At 63.6% G+C, this 18,718-nt stretch carries 12 protein-coding genes; 8 read left to right on the forward strand and 4 right to left on the reverse strand.

Going from position 1 to position 18,718, the window contains the following annotated elements:
* The first annotated feature begins 233 nt into the window (after positions 1–233).
* Genes ACFWU5_RS26760 through ACFWU5_RS26770 form a run of 3 tightly spaced genes read left to right on the forward strand, consistent with a single transcriptional unit; the run spans position 234 to position 4,662 of the window.
* The gene (locus tag ACFWU5_RS26760) at positions 234–2,621 is read left to right on the forward strand and encodes an ATP-binding protein (protein ID WP_379269582.1); all 2,388 of its coding nucleotides are present in this window, start codon (positions 234–236) and stop codon (positions 2,619–2,621) included.
* Positions 2,622–2,635: 14 nt separating this feature from the next.
* On the forward strand, positions 2,636–3,742 hold the full coding sequence (locus ACFWU5_RS26765; RefSeq protein WP_379269584.1) for an aminotransferase class V-fold PLP-dependent enzyme: 1,107 nt from the start codon (positions 2,636–2,638) through the stop codon (positions 3,740–3,742).
* The gene (locus tag ACFWU5_RS26770) at positions 3,739–4,662 is read left to right on the forward strand and encodes an aminoglycoside phosphotransferase family protein (protein ID WP_379269586.1); all 924 of its coding nucleotides are present in this window, start codon (positions 3,739–3,741) and stop codon (positions 4,660–4,662) included. Before ACFWU5_RS26765 ends, ACFWU5_RS26770 begins: the two co-directional genes overlap by 4 nt.
* A gap of 164 nt (positions 4,663–4,826) precedes the next feature.
* Here ACFWU5_RS26770 and ACFWU5_RS26775 read toward each other — a convergent pair whose 3' ends face one another.
* Positions 4,827–8,195, reverse strand: a complete 3,369-nt coding sequence (locus tag ACFWU5_RS26775; RefSeq protein ID WP_379269588.1) for a hypothetical protein — start codon at positions 8,193–8,195, stop codon at positions 4,827–4,829.
* Between the two features lie 105 nt (positions 8,196–8,300).
* Entirely contained in the window at positions 8,301–9,065 is a 765-nt protein-coding gene (locus ACFWU5_RS26780) for a hypothetical protein (protein WP_379269590.1), read from the reverse strand.
* A 1,013-nt stretch (positions 9,066–10,078) separates the two neighbouring features.
* On the opposite strand from ACFWU5_RS26780, the gene ACFWU5_RS26785 reads away from it, so the two are divergent.
* Complete coding sequence (locus ACFWU5_RS26785; RefSeq protein WP_379269592.1) at positions 10,079–11,314, forward strand: cutinase family protein; 1,236 nt, start codon at positions 10,079–10,081, stop codon at positions 11,312–11,314.
* 312 nt (positions 11,315–11,626) lie between these two features.
* Here the strand turns inward: ACFWU5_RS26785 and ACFWU5_RS26790 are convergent, their stop codons facing one another.
* Together ACFWU5_RS26790 and ACFWU5_RS26795 are read right to left on the reverse strand one after the other, a co-directional pair.
* Positions 11,627–13,315 (reverse strand): hypothetical protein, encoded by a 1,689-nt coding sequence (locus tag ACFWU5_RS26790; protein ID WP_379269594.1) that lies wholly within the window; start codon positions 13,313–13,315, stop codon positions 11,627–11,629.
* Positions 13,316–13,346: 31 nt separating this feature from the next.
* Complete coding sequence (locus tag ACFWU5_RS26795; protein WP_379269596.1) at positions 13,347–14,495, reverse strand: AAA family ATPase; 1,149 nt, start codon at positions 14,493–14,495, stop codon at positions 13,347–13,349.
* A 1,164-nt stretch (positions 14,496–15,659) separates the two neighbouring features.
* Between ACFWU5_RS26795 and ACFWU5_RS26800 the strand changes: the two genes are divergently transcribed.
* The 4 genes from ACFWU5_RS26800 to ACFWU5_RS26815 all read left to right on the forward strand — a co-directional run bounded on the left by ACFWU5_RS26800 (position 15,660) and on the right by ACFWU5_RS26815 (position 18,498).
* Positions 15,660–16,376, forward strand: a complete 717-nt coding sequence (locus tag ACFWU5_RS26800; protein WP_379269598.1) for a hypothetical protein — start codon at positions 15,660–15,662, stop codon at positions 16,374–16,376.
* 58 nt (positions 16,377–16,434) lie between these two features.
* Positions 16,435–16,707, forward strand: a complete 273-nt coding sequence (locus ACFWU5_RS26805; RefSeq protein WP_379269600.1) for a hypothetical protein — start codon at positions 16,435–16,437, stop codon at positions 16,705–16,707.
* Positions 16,708–16,804: 97 nt separating this feature from the next.
* The gene (locus ACFWU5_RS26810) at positions 16,805–17,302 is read left to right on the forward strand and encodes a hypothetical protein (protein WP_379269601.1); all 498 of its coding nucleotides are present in this window, start codon (positions 16,805–16,807) and stop codon (positions 17,300–17,302) included.
* Positions 17,302–18,498: an MAB_1171c family putative transporter gene (locus ACFWU5_RS26815; RefSeq protein ID WP_379269603.1), complete on the forward strand. Its 1,197-nt coding sequence runs from the start codon at positions 17,302–17,304 to the stop codon at positions 18,496–18,498. Before ACFWU5_RS26810 ends, ACFWU5_RS26815 begins: the two co-directional genes overlap by 1 nt.
* Positions 18,499–18,718: the final 220 nt, after the last annotated feature.

Below are 18,718 nucleotides of genomic sequence, written 5' to 3' on the forward strand. Positions count from 1 at the left end.
AGTTATAACTGGCACGACCGGGACCTCCGACCTGCGTGCCACTCTCAGCGATGTTGGGCAAGAGGACGGTGGGCGAGCGCTGCCGTCCGGGCAGTGCCTCCGTCTGCGCTTGTTGTCGCAATTGTGCCAATCCCTAAGTACCTCAACGTATCCCGACATCACGATGGACTTGGACCTATGATTCGTAATTGGAACCAAGTGCATAGCGCAAGGACCGTTGGGAGGGAATTTCTGTGTCGGGGACAGGTGCTCCAGCGCCGCTGGTAGACCGGGTTGACGAGCTAGCGATGCTGTTGGCGGTCGTCGACCGTTCGGTCGAGAGCCGCGAAGCTCAGGTAGTCGTTCTCCGCGGTGAGGCCGGGGTCGGGAAGACCAGCTTGCTGACCATATTCGCCCACGAAGCGGCCGAACGGCACAGCTCCGCACATCTGCTCACCGGCTACGGACAAGCGATGCTGAACTCACTGGCCTCGGACTCGTTCCAGGCCGTCCGAGAATGCCTCCGATCGTTGGCTGCTTCGGCGCAGCGATCCGGATCCCCCTCCCGGTGGCAGCGAATTACGCAGTCGTTCAAACAGAATGCCCCAGACTGGATCGAGTCGGTGCCGGTTGTCGGACAGGTGCTTGCTGCTGGTGTTCGGACTGGCCAGTCGTACGCGGCCAGTGGCGGCGACCGGACCGAGATGGACAGTCGCCTCGACCAGCTGCTTCGGCTCATCGAGGACATCGTCACCGACACTCCGCTGGTGATGGTGCTCGACGACCTGCACTGGGCCGACACCGCCACCATCGACCTACTGACAGCCATCGCACTGCGGGTGCAGGGCCCGCTGGTCCTGGTCCTGGCCTACCGGTCCGATCAGTTGAAGTCCGCTGACCAGACTCATCCCTTGCAGCGGACAGTCTTCAAACTGTGCCGATATCGCCCGGAGACACCGGTCATCGATCTGCTGCGCCTCTCGCCGCAGGACACCGAGGAGTTGGTGCGCCGCACCGTCGTCGGACCGAGCGCCTCGCCGAATGCCGTGTCGCGGATCGTCCGGTTGAGCGATGGCAACCCCTTGTTCGCCGAGTCTTTGGCCCGAGTCGACCGACACCGCTCGCACCAGCCGCCGAGGCAGATCACCTCTGTCATCGAAGATCGGCTGTCCTACTTGACCTCCGAGGACCAGCGGTTGCTCGAAACCGCTGCTTTGATCGGCTACAGCTTCGAGGTCGATTACCTGGCTCAACTCACCCGTGTCGACATCGACGACGTGTACGAGCGACTCCACGTCCTCTTCGACGAACACGACCTCGTTCGTCCCGCCGAACAGCGAAATGAATACGATCGCTACCGCATTCATCACCCGCTGTTCGCGCAGGTGCTGCGCGAACGCGGCGCGGCCAATGCGCCCCGCTGGCGTCGTCACCACGCCAAACTCCTTCAGATCATCGAAGCGGAGCAGGATTGGGACGATGAGCTGTTCGTGCGAGCGGCAGCGGTAGCCGTCGAAGCATCCAATGGGGCGAAGGCCGGGGCGCTCGCACTACAGGCCGCCCGCCGCCAGTTCGCGCTCGGTGCGGTCTCGAAGGCCCGCGACCTCGCGCGGATCGCAGTAGATAACACTCCGCATTTCGCCGCGTTCGCTCTGCTGGCCGAATGTCTCTCCGCCGGAGGAGATCACGCTGCCGGTATCGATGCGTGCGCGGCGGGACTCGCCCTGCCCGAATTGGCTGCGGTAGCGCCCGCCGAGGTGGCACACCTTCGACTGTTGTGGGCGCGGAACCTGCGCATGACCTGCCGATGGGAGCAGGCCGTCGAGGTGCTCGACCAGCTGGCGATCGACTTCTCCGAACCCGGGGGAGTGCTGGCGGAGACGCTGAATCTCTATGCGGAGGTCGCGCTGTGCGGGCCAGTTCAGGATTTCGCCCGGTGTGTCGAACTGTGCGACCAGGTGGCGGCGATGTCTGCCGAACCCGAAGTGCAGTCACGAGCCTTTGGCCACCGGGGGCTCGCACACTTGGCCGCCGGTGAACCGATGGAGGCCGAACAGTGGTTGCAGAAGGCGATCGACATCGCCCGCGCGGCCGGACATCCATACGCCGAATACGAGGCCGTGCACTGGCTGAGCAAGAAGACAATGGCGTGCATGGAGGTCGAACGCTCCGCTGAGCTCCTCACGCAGCTGCGGGAGATGTCGCAGGCATCAGGGGTGGCCAGCGAGAATCCACCACACGTCCGCGATCTCAGCCGGGTACTCGGGATGCGCGGTGAATTCCCCAACGCCGCCAACGCTTTCGCGGTATTCACCGACATCAGCCAATCCGCCGCGGCTGGACGGGTTTCAACCACCTTGGCCTGCCAGCTGTCGGAAATTGAGTCGCTGCGAGGTCCGTTCGCGGCGGCTGAATTTCTCGACGAGGTACTCCGCGCCGCGAATGAGGACTTCCTGCTCGCCGATTCGCGCGAGCTGCTGCGCGGGCTGGTCGAACGGCTCAGTGCCAGGCCGCCGGGATGGGACCCCGTGACCTTCGCAGTCGCCGAATTGGGGGTGCCACCCGAACACGCACAGGCAGCGGAGGCGATCTTCCGGTTCGACGTGCCCAGCCTGGCACACCTCCGGGCAGGGCTGGCGTGAAACCCGGGGCGGTCGTGGAGTTCGCGCTGCGCCCTGACCTCACCCAGTTCAATCATGCGTCCTACGGGCTGAGTTCACGGAGGGTCATGGCGGAAGGCGGCAGGCTCCGTCAGCAGATCGAATCTGACCCGACCCTGCACCTCGGACCCGAGCTGGCCCGCCGTCTCGCCGAGCAGACGACATCGGTAGCCCACGCGCTCGGTGTGGATGGTGCTCGAATGACGCTGTGTACCAACGCCACTTCGGCCGCAGCGGCGACAATCGCGTCGGTTCCGCTCAATGAGGACAGCACGGTTGTTGTGCTCGATGTCGAGTACTCGTCGATCCGCCGTGCCTGGGAGATTGCATGCACCAAGGCGGGAGCCCGGTTGGTGTCGGTCGCAGTGCCGGTTCCGCTCGAGTCGACTGCCGCGCTGCTGGCCGCCCTCGATGATCAGGCCCCGGACCAGGTCAACTACTTGCAGGTCAGCACCATCACATCGTCGACTGCTATTCGGATGCCCCTACCGGCGCTCGGAGAGTGGGTGGAGCAGCGCGGCGGCCGACTGATCGTCGATGCTGCGCACGGGCCGGGGCACGTTCCCCTGTCTCCCGAATTGTGGGGTGCGTCAGCCATTTTCGGAACCCTCCACAAATGGTTTCCGACGTTGCGTCCCGTCGGCCTTCTGTGGGTCGAGCCGGAGCTCAAGATTCGGCCGGCGGAAGTTTCGCTGACGTGGGACTCCGTAGACCTTGCGGAGCGATTCTCATGGCCGGGAACCTTCGATCCGGTGCCTCGTCTGTGCGTGGGGACAGCGATCGAGCAATGGCTCGAATGGCAGACCGCCGGGCTGCTCGACGACTGCGAGAAACTGGCAGACACCGCAGACCGGGCGCTGGCCGACATCGGTGCTCGGCCCACTGCGGCAACGAAATTCAGGCCGCCGCGCCTTCGCTCGTTCATACTCGACGGCGTGACAGCACCCCAGGTCAAGGACGCGCTCCAGGCCGCCGAGATCAGGGTATGGGTCGGCAACGGCGCGGACGGAGAATGCCTGCTGCGGCTCGCGACCCACATCTACAACGACGAGAACGACGTCGATCGTGTCACCAACCGAATCCAGGAGGTGCTGTCTCGATGAACGTCCCGACAATCCCCGAACGGCTGGAAGCGGCCATCATCTTCCTCCGCGGCGAGGACGACGGCCGCGCCTGGCTCGGAACCCTCCCGGACCAACTCGCCCGATATGCCGAGCAGTGGGGCTTAGAGCTGGAGAGCATCGCGGACAACGGTGCGATGTCGTGCTGCGCGTACTGCACAGAGACCGAAACGGGCCGATCCGCAGTGTTGAAGATCCCCGTCGACCTCGAGGCGGGCAACACCGAGATGCAGATGATCAACCGCTGGGCGGCAGGCAACGCCGCACCGGCGGTTCTACGTCAGGACACGAACACGGGCGTCTTCCTGATGACTCGTATCGTCCCCGGCACCGTGGCGTGGCCCGGCGGTGACCCCGTCGAGTCCGCTAGCTTCGCAACGCTTCTCAGCCGTCTCAACGCACCGGACTTGCCGGAACCGCCCGCTCTGAAAGACCTCGCCGACGTGATTGAGATGCGAATGGGCTGGGCGAGAGAACGTTTCGACGATCCCCGGTTCGCGGACGCAATCCAGCGCATCGACGGCAACCGGCACCTCGCAGACGCACAGGTAGTGATCGACAAGCTCCTGACCACCACTGAACAGCCGCGAGTCCTGCACGCGGATCTGCAGGCCAAGAACATTTTGCAAGGTCCTGACCTCTGGTACACGATCGACCCATTGGGTGCCACTGGCGATGTCAACGCGGAGGCAGCGCTGTGGGTCGCGATTCAGGACGGACCTCGAACAATCGACGGACGGATCGACGACCTGGCCGCACATCATTTGCTGACGCCTAACCGCATGCGTGCATGGGCCTACGTCCTTGCCGTTGTCGAGTACCGGCCGTACCTTCCCGGCTCCGGCGACCGGATCGAACAATTTATTGAGGCCATTGATCGTAGCATTATCGAATCTATTTGATCGTTGTCGATCTGCAAGTCACCCCGGCACCTGTAGGTCAACGAGAATTGCTGGGCCGGTGAGTTGCGAGCGTTGAGCATCTCAAGAAGATCTTAACGGCTATTCCGTAACGGGGGTCTTCGGCGGCACTTCGGGATTCAAGGATCGCCGATCAGCTCATTTTGTCAGCATAGGTTCGGTAGCGCGACATCGAAGCGGAACGACTCCCATACCTGTGAGGTTATGAGTGTAGTCCCACTCGCGCAGATTGCTGCGGCGACCGCGTGTGGGTCAGTGCTCCAGCGTCGAAAGTTCCCGCTGTAACCGAATAATTCTCCAGTGCTGCTGAATCTGATCAGGGGGTTGACCAAGGGGCTTGCGGCTTTTAGGTTGCGCAACGAAGCGGTCAGTCGAAATGGGCGGGGATATTCGGGATCCGCCATGTCCCATACGCGAATGCCATCCCCGCCGTAAAGGGCGACAGTTGATGCGTCGTCGCTGACCGCCAGTTCGTTGTAGCCGTCCGGGACGGCCCTTGCATCAAAGTTCGCGAAAGTTGTCGGATGTGTCGGGTCGGATAGGTCGATCAACCGACCGCCAGAGTCGTCGAGGGTGGCGAGTACATCGCGGGACCGAGCGAATGCAATCGCGTACACGGTGCCGGATATGTCCTTAATCGGAGGGAGTTCGCGTGGGGCGGCGGGAGTCGTGATATCCCACAGGCGGATTTCGCCTCCTGTCGTCTCTGTAGCTAGTAAACGGCCATCGCTGATTTCTGGAATCTTTGCGCTTCCGGTGTCGATGGTGGTCAAATATTTCGGTCCATCTGTCCCGGTAACATCCCAGACGTCGACGTGGCCTCCCCCCATGGTCAAAGCTACTGACGCATCGTGGCTGAAGCGAACGCTTGTGCTGTCGGTCGTCGACACTGAACTACCAATTCTTTGGGCCGAGAGTGGATTATCAACGTCCCAAATCTGGAGTTCATTAGATGCGGTTAGTATTGCTAGCCGATCACCATTTGGTGAGAGATCCATGATCCCGAGTGGAATGATGTTGTCATCACGAGATACGAGTTGCTGCGGAGATGCTCGCTCTACATCCCAAAGCCGGGTCCCGTCGTCGGTCAGTTGTCCGCGCGCCGCGACCGTGGATCCTCCGGAATCGAGTGGAATATGGTCGAGTATGTAGCCATTGTGTGCTGTAAGCGGCGATAGTGAAAATACTCGCAATTTCCCCACGAACGGCTCGAATGTCACCAGCCCGTATCGGGTGACTGCAACGTAGTCGGCACTTGCAGGTACCTTCACCGGTTGGCTTCCCGGCCTGAGTTCAACGATCTCAACTGAGTCCGACGTGGTGTGGACCGCGGCGAGCGAACTGTTGTTACGGAATGCCATCGAGATGATGGTACTAGGCCATTGGCCTGAGGGCATGAACACGGTGGGTAGAGTAGCCATCTGAAACTTGTCGAGGTCGAAGCTCCATAATGAAACGTCGAGACCATTCGCGATTCCCAGTACTGATCCGTCGGGACTGAATTTAATATCGTCGGCGAAGCCTCCTGAATACCCGTCCTCTTTGATATCTATGACTGAAAGTGGTTGAGGATCTATGACGTCCCACACTCGTATGGCTTTTTCGAACCGGCTGGCCGCGGCTAGCAACTGGCCAGTAGAATTGAAGGTCACCCGCGCATATCCGCCCGCCAGCGTGAGTGGTTCGAGAGGACGAGGTAGTCGAGGATTGCCCGATAAATCCCATCGCAGAATCTGCTCCGAAGTAGTGCCTGCGATCAGTTCGCTGCCGTCGGGGCGTAGCGCGACGCTAATGACGCCTTCGGGGATTTCAAGGCCGACAAGTCGACGCGGGTCGCTGGCATCCGACGTGTCCCACAAGGTGATTTGCTCTCGCGTCGCAGCTGCCATCAGGCGGTGATCGCGGCTCGACGTAATATCGTCGATCCGACTGCTGCTTCCGCCACCGAATGGTGTTCCCATGGTGACGCCGTCCCGGGTGACCGTAATGAGCCTCAGCGTCCCGTCGTCAAATCCCGTCATGACGACCTCGTGGTCAGTGCTGGCGTGAAGTGCCGTAAGGGCACCTGGCGACACAACGATAGGTGGCTCGGTCGCGGTTGAGTCGAGCAGTGCCGACCGTGCCTCCTCCGTGTCGCTCACGCGGAAGGCGGCGAGCGCAAGTTGTTGTGCAAGATGGGGGTTGGAATCTCGCAGACCGTTCGCGGCTTCGGCAATCCGACGCGCCGACGCGTCGGTGAGCTCACGAGCCTGCTGACTGGTCAAGGCGTGGATGCCGATGAAGGAGACGAGTGCGATGACCAGCGACATGACGATCGCAGTTGACGACCACGGTCCAACGTTCAGTCGCGTCCGGGTGGCGCGGATTGCCTGGTCGAGCGTGTCCGCAGTGACGATCTCGTCGCGATACTGGCTGGCAATTTCTGGATCAACGTCGCCTGCGAGCACAACTCGTAGGTTCGCCTGCCTTGCGGCGGCAAGTTTCAGTTCGTATCCGTCGACTGGTAGCAACGTTCGTTGCACCGGCTCAAGGTTCGCAGAAACCGTCGATGTTGTGTCGATCCTTCGCAGCCGCATCGTCCGTGACCAGCCGCTCAGCGCGAGCTCATCGAGGGCGACGGCCATTGCTCCGGTCATCGAGTCACCCTCGAGCACGGTCGGCGCACCACCGCTATCGCCAGACACTGACCACACAACGCAGGCCTGGGTGCGGGATAGCGCCGAGGTTCCCCACGCGGTCGACAATCCTTCCGCGAACGCATCATCGATCTGAGTGAACGCCATCCACTCGGGATCTGGATGCAGGCCAGCGGGTCCGCTGGCTAGATGGCACAGCCGGAGAATGCCGACTTCGCCGCGTTCCCGGCCCCCTCCCGTGCGGTCCTGGGTGACGAACAGGACAGGCATTGACACCGATCTACGATCGGCCGGTCGAAGGCCAGCGAGTTCGCACGCGGCCAGAATCAAGAAACCTGATGCTGGGTCTTCGGAATCTTGCCGCGCGTGTACAAATACTTGTGACAGTCCACGCGGCCCACCTGTCGGTACAGGGGCTCCCGGACCTGTACCGACCGACTGCAGGCCCGCGCGTAGGCAGTGCGCGAGGAAGCGGTCGACGCCGTCGGCAACGTCCAGAGTGCCGTCGATTGCGCGACCCAGGTGGGCGACCGCACGGGCCGCGGAGTAACTCGCACGTACCCGCGTACTTTCCGCTTGTTCGGGAAGGACCGATTCCATCGCAAGCGGGTCGATCTGTGCGGCAGGCTCTGTGCTGTCGTTCCGGGCTGGGCGCTGCTGATGTATCCATTCGTTCGCGAAGTCATAGAGCGCGTATGCTTCGTCGCTTTCATCTTCGAGTAGGTCGCGCGTCTGGTTACTGACCACGGCAGCGCAGACATCGGCTACCCAGCGGGGCTTCGCTGCATAGCCGGTCAGCGCTTCGAACAGTGCCCGTTGCTGCGCGCCGAACCGGGCTTCAGTGTTGTCAGATCGGAGAGTGTCCGCATCCCTCGCCATTATCGTTGCCCGCCCCTTGCCATCTCGCCGCCATCTTCCTATGCCTTGCTGCCTACTATCGCTACGGGGAGCGGTCGTATATATGCGTGATCGCAGCCAGCGCGACTACTCCAGACCCGCGATAATTGCTTGTCGTACAGGGGCTTTCGTTGCGAGGTCGGTAGCGATCAGCCGCCAGGCATTGCGTCCCGCGGCTGCGAACGACGCGCGAACTGATCGAGTGATCTGCTCTGCTGGCACCTCGTCGAGCGCGCTCACGGGTTCAGCGACCGCGATGAGATGGTGAAACACGAGCAGAGCGGGGATTACAGCCGTACCGGACCAATGAGAGCCGCTGCGGTAGAGGCAGATGAGGAGATCTGTGCTCGCCGGTTCGCCGACCGAATGAAGCCTGATCAGCTCGAAACTGAGTTTGCCAGCGTCAGCGTCGATCACTGTGCTGTCGACGGTGGCCGTGACCAACACGTCGTTCTTGAACGGTGAGTACACAAGCGATCGGCCGTCACTATCAAATGCCATCACCTGCGGCAGGTCGTCCGCTTGCTGCTCGTCTTCTGCGGCAGATGATTTGGCGGCTCGGATTCCCGTGAGTGCCGGTGGCACGCGCATGAGGATGAGACTCCCCATGCTGTTGTGCTCGCTGTCGCTCGTCTGCGCTGTAACCCGTGGCAACGAGCTGATTGTCGCGAGCGAGCGCTGTGTCGCCGCAGTCTTGCGCGTATGCAGAGGCAGCGCTACCCCGATAGCTTCGGCACAAGCTCGTCGAGACAGTGAGTAGCCGGTGATCGCGGGCGGTCGCGTCGAAAATGCCTCGTGTTGCACGCCGAAAAGCTCGTCCAGCAGGCGTTTCCACAACTTCTTACGAACCACCAGTTGCCTCCGTTGCGAGCTCACCGGAGGTAGGAGGAGACACCACCTCGTCTACTGGTGATGCGGATCGATGCGTACGGGATCCGCCTGAGGCAATTAGAACTTCAAGCTGTGGAATGCTGCCGAGCCTACCGAGTAGCGCCGGCGCGGCGAATCCCAACGCCACGGAGACATATGCGCCGCTTACCTGGCCGGTGAGCCCGCACAGTGCCGCAGTCGCTGCTCCTATTGAGGGCCGGAACACGAGCATCGTTGCATGGGTTGGGAGGTCAAGGTACATCGTGATGGGGATCGGGTTTTTCCGCACGCGTCCACTAGGCGCTCGACGTGCGGCCTGCCATTTCGCAACGTAGCCGAAGACCATAAGTATCTCGAACATGGCCCCGCCGATGGCACCGAGCGAGCAAAAACCCCACCACTGCACTAGCAGCCTCCTCGACCCACCTCAACGCTGTGCTGGCCGTCATCGTCGCACATGTCGCCCGGGACCGCTATGCGTTGATGACGGTGGAACGAGCCTGTCCGTATGTCGGAAGTGCTTGTCGCAGTATCGGTCCTGGAGGGCATACGCGGGTTTTGACGGTCATTGTGGCAACGCCTGGTCGACTCGCCCATTGAAGGGCGCGTCGACCAGGCGTTGCCCATGGCGCTACGGCCCGGTTTGACGCCGTTCGTTTCCGGTGACCTCGCTCAGCCTGCTACCGATGTCGAATTATGCCGCGAGGTCCGGAGTTCCGTATGCGGGCGCAGATACCCGCCAGGAACTTATCGAACCTCCCGGAGGGCTGATGGTCACCATGCGAACGCGAACAACACCGACCGCCAACTTGCTGTCGGCTGGACCACCGGCAAGACGCCGTCGAGCGCCTATGCGACGTGCAGTCGGTGTAGTCGCTTGTATCGCCACCTGCGCAGTCTCGGCGGGCATGGCAACGGTGGCTGCTGACCCGACGGCGGGAGCAGGATGCGCACGGTGGACAGCGGTATTGGTGCCGGGTACGACCGAGACCACTATGGCAGCCGACCCGAACCAGCTCGTCGGGCTGCTTGCGCCGGTTGGTGAGGAGTTGCGCGCGCGGTTCGGCGGGGATATCGAGGTTCGGAGTCTCCCGTATTCGGCCGCTCCGCTGCCGTACTCGGCGTCGGAATCCGGTGGAGTGCAAGCTCTGTCGTCGATGCTGGGCGGACTGTGCGACTCGACTCAGGTGGTGATGGCGGGGTACTCGCAAGGTGCTGATGTTGCCGGTGACATGGCGGCGGAGATCGGCAACGGGAGAGGTCCGATTCCAGCCTCGCGTGTTCTCGGTGTCGGGTTGCTGTCGGATCCCAACCGCGACCCGAACACTCCGCAGCTCGGGCAATCCGTTTCCGGACAGGGGATGGCAGGGACTCGCGACAGCTTCGCCGAGCTCGATGGCCGCGTCGTCACCAGCTGCGCCTTCGGCGATATCTACTGCTCGACCTCACCGGAAGCATCCCCGGCGCTGTCCGCGGTCGGGCGCGCTTTCACCGGCGACTCGACACTCACCACGACCAACTCGGACCCGACAACAGCTGATGAAGAGTCGAGCGGTGGCTTGGATGCGTCGTCGGTGACACAACAGGTCGTGATTGTGCTCGGCGGACTGGCCAGCTTCGGCGCGAACATTCCGCAGATCGCGAACGACATCGCTCAATTGCCCTCGCTGCTCGCGGTCGGTGACGTCGCCGGAGTGCATCGGGTTGCGGGGGAGCTCAATACGCTGTTCAACCCGCTGGTTAGCCTCGCCGACAAGGTCGACTTCCACCTCGTCGCCGACGCGCTTTCGCTGGCCTCAGCGTTCGACGGCTCGGGCTGGACCGCGATCGCCGCCCAGATCGTGGATATCCTTGCTGACCTCGATATCAGCCGGATCGCCACCGACATCGGAATCGCCCAAGAGGTCGCCTGGCGAGCCTTCGAGAAGCTCGCCGTCGTCGACCTCATCGGCGCGGCCACCGAACTCACCGGTCTGATCCCGGTCGCCGCCGACCTCGCAGCCACCGCAGCCGCAGCACTGACCGGCAACAGCAGCCAGATCACTACGCTCGCACAAGAATTCACCGGAAGCACCGACCCGACCACAACCACGGCTCTGGTCGATCTCGCCAGCCAAGCCGCCGAGGCTGCTCAGTTCGCGACCTCGGGTGTCCACGTGAATGGCTACACCGACGGTGCTCTTGATCTCGTCGGTGACTGGCTCGCCGATCAGATCGCGAGCAGCCGGTAGAGCAGTTCGCCGCTGAGGGCGTTGTCCGGCGTGCTGGCGATGTGATCGCGAGGGCTTCACGCGCGTAGGACTGTTGGAAAGCGCCGCAACACAACAGAATTACAGCACTGCGTCCCACGGGAAACGAGCCACGAAACGACGGCCAATGGCAATGTTGGCCGTCGTTTCGTGTGTGCGGCGTGGGTGCGGCGGTCCCGCTGTCCGCGCGGGCCCGCAGTCGGTGATGTATCCGCATCGGCCGCAGCAGCGGCTCCCACCCGGTGACATGGGGTGGGAGCCGATGTTGTGGCCGATGCGATCGGCCGGTTTCGGTTATGCAGCGCGCACGGCCGTGGTGGCTGCGCGGGCGATCGCGCGGACCGTGGTGGCGGGGTCGCTGACATCGTGCACGGTGACGCCTTCGAGGGGGGTGTCGTATTTCAGGTCGGTGACCAGCCACAACACCGCGCACCCTGCCGCGCGGAGCCGGTCGATGCGCTGTTGTCCGGCGCGCCGCATACCCTTCCCCACGAACATGCCGTCGGAAATGATGACGAGCAGCCGGGTGTTCTCTCGCCGGGACAACCCGAGCGCACCGTCGAGGGCATCGACGGCGCGATCGAGCGCTTCCCAGTTGTCCCGCGATTTGAACCCCGTCACCTTCGTGGGGGTGACCCCGGGCCGGGTGATCGCCCGAACATGCCGCCCGAAGGTGACAGTCGCGGATTCAGCGGGCAGGGTGGCCAGGTCGGCGGCGTTGGCGATGATCCATGCGGCGGAGGCGACAGGCTCGGCGTACGCCGACATCGACCCGGATATGTCGCATGCGATCCCGACCCGCAGCGGTGGCACCGGAATGGTTTTGCGCGTGGTGCGGGTGAACGGTTCGGCGGTCGGCATGGCACCGGCGGCGCGTTGGGCTTCGCGCGCCAGCACACCCCGCATCCGCAACCGGCCCGGCGGCAGCGCGGAGGTGGTTGTCACGGTGGCGCGTTCGCGTCCGCTGGCCGCTGACAGTGCGCGCGCCAGCACCCGGGCGGCGGTGCGCTCCTCGTCGGTCGGTGGACGCGTGTAGCTCGAGCTCGTGTCTTTCCCGAACACGCCGCGCGCGACCGTTTCCGTTTCCCTGACCCGTGTGGCCTCGGCGCGGGCGCGACCCTCGGCCTCCTCGGCGGGATCGGGTGCGATCGCGTGCCCGGCAAGTTCGGCCACGATTCGGGCAACGGTTTCGCCGATCGCGCCCGACAGGATCGAGGCCGGTTCGGGATCGGCGTGGGGGTCGGGTCCGATCAGGTCGAGCCACCGCTGTCCGAGTTCGAGCATGGTCGTGGTGTCGTCGTCGGTGACGGTGTGGGCTTGCTGCCAGATCGCGCGCAGTTCGGCGAGGGTGTCGGGGCCGAGGATGGTTTCGCATGCAGCGGCTACGGGTGCGCCCTCGTCGGGCTCAAGGATGCCCGCGTCCACCCGTCCCAATATCAAGGCGGCATTGTTGGCAGCGGCGAACGCGGTGGCCGGGATGTGGGCTGCCGCGTCGGCTCCGCCCGTGTCGCCGATGACGATCTCGATCGCCGAGGCCCGCAACCAATGCCGGTCATCGGGGCGGCGGCGAATGTGGTTGCCCTCGATCCGGGACTCCTCCAACAGCAACGCCGCCTGCACCACGGCCGGGTTCGCGATCGGCGGCGCAGTCCAGCGGGAATGGGCAGCGTGTGCACACTCGTGGACGAACGCGCCCCATACCGCCGCGTAGCGGGTGCGGTCGCTGTTGCGTTCCGGGCGGGCGGTGGCGGGGTCGATCCGCAACCGGTCGCCGTCGATTTCGATTGCGGCGGAATGGGTCATGAACACCGCCGGGTGTCCGTGTGCCGCGCCGGGGGCGATCGTGACGATCAGGTCGTCGCGGTCGGCGATCGAGGGTGCCTCTTCGGTGAACGCGGCGGACAGCGTTTCCCACCCGGTCGCGGCCGGTGGAGGTGTCGGGGCGGTGGTGTCGTCGGGGTCGGTGATCACATGGGTGGCCATGACAGGGTCCTCACTGGGTGCGGGGGTGGGGTTAGCGGACGCGTGCGCCGAGGGTCAGCGGGGTGAGGGCGGTGCCGAACACTGTTTTGACCACCTCGGCGACGATGGGGCGGTCGTCCTCGGGGGCGGTGCCGATGAGGTTCGCGGCCGCTGTCGCGGGGTCGGTGGCGGTGGCGATCTTCTGGAATGCGAGCAGTTCGCGCAGTTGCGGGGCCCACCCGATTTCGCCCTTGCTGTGGCGGGTGGCGAGGTTGCGGGCGACCTTCACCGCCTTCGTGTCGACCCCCAGCTGGACCGCGAGCTCGTAGTCGCTGGACACCTGCACCTGGAACGCGAACCGGCTCGCCAGCGCATCGGACAGGATCGCCCCGTGCACGCCGGGGTTGTGTCCGGCGCAGATGTAGAACCCGGGCTCGGCTTTGACCACCTCACCGGCGTGGGCTTTGATCACGATCTCGCGCCGCCCGTCCATCGCCGGATACACACACGAGAGCACCGTCGGCGGGATCAGGGTGGCGTCGTCGACGAACAGCACCCGGCCCTCGCGCATCGCCCGGGGGAGCGGGCCGTGGACGAACGCGAAGGTGCCGTCGGGGTTCTGGGTGTACTCACCGACGAAATCGGCGACCGTGGTGTCGCCGTCGCCCTGCACTGTCAGCAGGTCACCGAACGCCGCCTCGATCAGCGAGGTCTTCCCCGTCCCGGGCGGGCCGTACAACAGCACCGGGACCTCACTGGCGCGCATTGTCGCCAGCACCTCGACATCGGCGCGCCCGGCCAGTGTACGCGGGTGGTAGAGCTGCCCGTTCGGTCGCGTCACCGGTGCCCCCGGGGCGGTAGGCGTGGCGGGTGCAGGTGTGGCTTTGCGTGCCCGTTTCGCGGGCCGTGGGGTAGCGGTAGCGGCCGGGGGTACGGCGGGTGCCGTGGCGGCGGCTACGGTGGCGGTGGCGGCGTTGGCGCGGTAGCGCAGTGGTTTGGTGGAGGTCTGTTCGGCGTTCCCGGCGGTGGTGAGTGTTTTCAGCGCGTTACCGATCGCGCCGGATGAGCGGCCGGTGATTTTGGCGATATCGCGGGGTGAATATTCGGTGGTGGGGTTGTCGGCCAGTACGCGGGCCACCATGCGGCGCAATTCGCCATTGCCCATTCGGGTGCCGGTCGCGGGTGCTGTGGGTGTGGTCATTGTCTTCTCCTGTCGCGGGTGTCGTCCCGGATTTCGCCGCTGCTGCCGGATCGTGGCATACGGGTGGCGTCATCGCCATTCCGGTTTGGATTTACTGAATTCCCCTCGGGGTGTGTCGACGCTAGCTCGACTCATTGTCTCGAGACAACCCATTTCTGCCACAAATTCAACGAATTTGCCGAGGTCAGCGCATTATTTGCGCAAGGCAAGCGGCAACGCAATTATTGAGCGGGCTACCTGATGCTGATTTAATTTGATGGGTCGGCCCGTGGAAAGAAGCGCCCAAACTAATAGGGAATAGAGCAGAGTGGAACCAGGGGGGGCAGTGAGAAATGGATGGAATGATAACTGAAGGGCCAGCAGTGAGGGGTATAGGGGGAGGGAACGCCCCGGACCGCCCGCCGCCCCATGTCTCCACGCCTCGGTGGCGGTGGAAGCCTGGGCAGCTATCCTATGCGTAAGTGCCCTATGAACAGCGGAGATGATGACCGTCGGGCGGTCCAGCTTGGCTGGATCTCCGCCTGGACCCCCGTGTGGACCTCCGTATGGCGCGGTAGCTGGCCTGCCGGATCCTCGGCTCGACAAACACCAATGCAATCAGCTCCGTGGAATCGAAATCGGCTGGACGATAAACTGGTCTGGGATTCTGCGGCAGTGGCTGATTGGGGGGCGTCAGTAAACTCCTGCGTGCTGTTCACCTGTGGCGCTCCTGCTGTTGGCAGGAGCTAAATTCGCCGACATAAAATGATGCTGCTGCCACTATTCTAGTGGCCAAATAGTCCGATTTATGGGCAATTGTTGGCGGGTTCATATCCGGATTCGCCCATGGCATCGCAGCCTCGTGATCGAGTGATCCTCCGGCGGATTGCGCCTCTCGTATGGCGAGACTTGAGCTCGTGACCGTCCCCCGGCCGGCCCGAAGTGGAGACACCATGCGAGCCCTTTGGTTGCGATTCGCGGATATCGAGCAAGAAAGGCATCGTGGTTGCACGGGCGACCGGGACGCTGATAAAGAGCGGTTCCGTGACAGTGCAACGATGAGATTGGGTCGGACGCCTTTCTGGGTGATACGTCTCAAGGGAATAACGGCCGCCTGCTGGAACCTCGGAAATCGCGACGATCTTGAGACTTCGATAGCACTTCATTTCCACTAAAGTTCGAGGCATGCACGAAACCGGGTACCCCGACCACTTCGGTCAGGTGGTGAACCAACAGCGGCGGCGATCGGGCCGAACCCAGGAGCAGTTGCGGGCTGCTGGTGGCCCAGCGGTGCCCACCCAGGTCCGCGCCGAAGCAGGCCTACTCCGAAGTCCGAAACCATCGACGATGGCCAAGTACGACACCGCCTTCGACTGGATGCCGGGCACGGCTGCCCGAGTCTTCTGGGACAAGGAACCCACGCCTGCCCGACAAGTCCGAGCCGCAGGGAATCCGCTACAGATCAGCGAGTCCCCGGTGGCTGTGCCTGTCGACCAGATCCTGGTGATGCTCGGAATTCAACGCGGCCTCACCGACCTGGAAGGACGACTCGTCGGCGCCGAGCAAGCACAACTGCAGGAACTGTGCGAGCAACTCAAGCAGGTCATGAGCGTGGTCGTCGGCGGCTGGGTCACCAACATGCTCGAACACAACCGCGGTCACCCCGGGCTTTCCATGGTGCTCGCGGACGCGATGGCGAGCCCGGTCGACGCCAACGATCCCGCGGACGAGGAGCGCCTGTATCGGCGATGGCTCCACAACCCGACAGAGGTACAGCTCAGCGAGGCGCTGCGCCACCGATTCGAAAACAGATTCCAGCGAGGAGGCGACGATGTCCGACGAGGAGATTCCCCTGGTAGTGCGAGTGAATCGGTTGTTCAGCACATTCCATCCCCGCGCTGAACCCGAACAGCTCACTGCGGATGTAGCGGCGAGCATCAGCGTGATCTGCGGGGGTCTCGTGCCCGCTGCCGTGCTCTCGGACCTCAGAGCCGCTGCCGGCCCAGATCCCGAGACCTCGGTCCTCGCCGCGCTCGCCGAGCACTTCGGAGTTCCGGCGCCGTACCTGACGGGTACTGCCGAGCAGATCTCGGCGATCGACCGCCAGTTGCGGCTACTGGCCGCTACCCGTGATGCGGGCGTGCGCCGTCTGGAACTGCGTGGCGATGAAGTAGATGTGGATTCGTTGACCGAACAGTTAGCCCTGCTCAGTGATACCCCCGCTGGTTCGTGACCTCTGGGAATAGACTGTTCGGTACGGATGGGGGACGTTCGTGATTCAAGGGAGATGTCGTATTCGCGTGTTCTGACAAACGGGGCGGGAGACCATCGTGGACAACAACTCGACACACATCCAAGACGCGGTCCGACGGGTTCCGATCCCGTGGCCATGGGACCCACACGAATACGTGCACCGTGTGGCGCGGCATCGCGGGCGGCCGATCATCGTGTGCCCGATCGACCCCGGCGCACTGGCCGGGACAGGATGCGGCACCGGCAGTGGACTGTGGCTGGCCCGCGAGGACGACGACATCATCATGGTCGGCGCCGAAACGCCGTGGCACGCAGACCACATCCTGGCCCACGAGGTCGGGCACATGCTCCTCGACCACGACACCGGTGCTCGCGGCGAATCCCACGACGATCTGCCGCTGCAGTCATTGATGCCCGCCTTGGATCCCGCCGCGATTCGAAATGTCTTGCGTCGCCGTGACTACGAGACCGGCCGTGAGCGGGACGCGGAGACCTTCGCCGGGATGGTCATGGTCGAAGCGAGCCTGCCCCGCCGGTCACAGTTCCGATCCACGTTCTTCCTCGGGAGGCCGTGATGACTTCACCGATACCGGGGCTCATCGCCTGGCCCGTCCTGATCGCCGCCCTGGTGATCGTCGTGGGCCGGTGTCTCCTGCTGAACCACAAGGTCGTCGACCAGCTCATCAATTGTGCTCTGCTGGCCGCGATCTCGGGAATCCTGCTCCGCGAAGCCTGGTTCGAAAACCTTGCCGGGACGCTGGTCTGGTTCGCCGACTACGACCAAGTGGTGCAATTCTGCCGCCAGCTGTCGTTCGGTTCGATCCTGCTCAGCGTCGCCTACATCTACGGAATCGCGAAGCTCTGGGACGGCGCCGAGGTCACCGATGCATGGAAGCGCCAGCGCCGCTACACCCTCGTCGCCGTCATAGCGACGGCCGTGATCCTGATCGCGGGCATACCTGCCCGCCGCGCCGACCAGCTGATCGACCAAGCGATGGGCTGGCCCGCCGTGATCGCGTGGACCGCGTTCTACATCCCGCTCGCGGTGATCGCCTTTGCCATCGCGCGGATCAGCTTCGCCGAGCTCCGCAACGCCGACCCCTCGACCCAGTGGCGGGAACGAGTGGTCTGTTTGGGTGTGCTGGGCTTGAGCATCTGCCTCGGACTCGATGCCATCACCACCCCGATCATCACCGCGGTAGCAGTCATCGGTGACCACTCGGCTCACGACCCCGAGATGATCAGGAAGGCATGGATTTTCTTCATTGCCCACGTCGTTGCCTCTGCGGTGGTCGCGATTCCGCTGGTCAGTACGGTCACGGCGCGCATCGGATGGGACCGCACCGGCCGCTACTGCCGTCGTCTGCACCCACTGTGGGCAGATCTCACCGCCAGCACGCCAGAGATCGTGCTCCCCATCGACGGACTCGGTCATGTCGAGCCGTCGACTCGATTGCATCGGATGATCATCGAGATTCATGACAGCCTGCTCCAGCTCAGGAGGTACGTGCCGACAGCCGATACGTTGATCGACGGTCGGGGCGGGGCTGTGCCTTACGCGGTACAGATTGCCGAGGCTATCGACGCGAAGTCAGCTGGACGGCCGCCTCTGGTGTCGAATGCCAATCCGACACCAGGCAAGGGCTATCTTCTTGCAGCACGCGATCCCAGGACGGATCTTCAGCAGCTGTTGGAACTGGCGTCAGCGTGGCCGTGTGCGCGCCGTATAGCCGCCGCCGAGGGTCTGACGCCGCCCTTTGCTCAGAGGTAGTGCCGGGTGCTAAACCGGGAGCGACATGGTCAGCGGCACAAGGTATCTGGCTGGTCGATCTATGTTCGAATCCGGCTCCACCCACGTGGTCAACGGCTGACTGTTCTCGAAACGCATCAGGGGTGGACTCGGCGCTTCGGTCGGTGATGTGTCCACTCAGCCAGCGAGTCGATCGAGTCGGTCACTTGAGTGGCGATCAAGATCATCGACGGTGGGCGGT

The sequence above is a fragment of the Nocardia sp. NPDC058640 genome (assembly GCF_042716995.1).
Taxonomy (GTDB): Bacteria; Actinomycetota; Actinomycetes; order Mycobacteriales; family Mycobacteriaceae; genus Nocardia.